Raw genomic sequence first — 288 nt, forward strand, 5'->3', positions numbered from 1 at the left:
CAAGGCTGGCCCGCGATGCCTATGCCAAGCTTCCCCGCAGCACCGTCAGCCTGGCCTTCTTCGGCATGCGCGCCGACAGCCATTCGCGGGCCTTTTCCTGCGGCATCGGGAAAGCGATCGAATAGCCCTGCACCTGGTCGCAACCGATAGCCATCAGCGAATCGAGCTCCGCTTCGGTTTCGGCGCCCTCGGCCACGATCGAGATGCCCAGCCCCCGGGCTAGTTCGGTGATGGCGCGCACGATCTTGGAGTTGTCGCCATTCTCATGGATGTTCTGGACAAAGCGGA

Annotated in this window: 1 protein-coding gene; it reads right to left on the reverse strand. The window is 63.2% G+C overall.

The window, feature by feature from the left end; translation table 11 throughout:
* Window positions 1–19: 19 nt before the first annotated feature.
* Window positions 20–288 (reverse strand): EAL domain-containing protein (locus EN804_RS36555; protein WP_135922441.1); only part of this gene is annotated, 269 nt, incomplete at its 5' end.

The sequence above is a fragment of the Mesorhizobium sp. M8A.F.Ca.ET.161.01.1.1 genome (assembly GCF_004792105.1).
GTDB lineage: Bacteria > Pseudomonadota > Alphaproteobacteria > Rhizobiales > Rhizobiaceae > Mesorhizobium.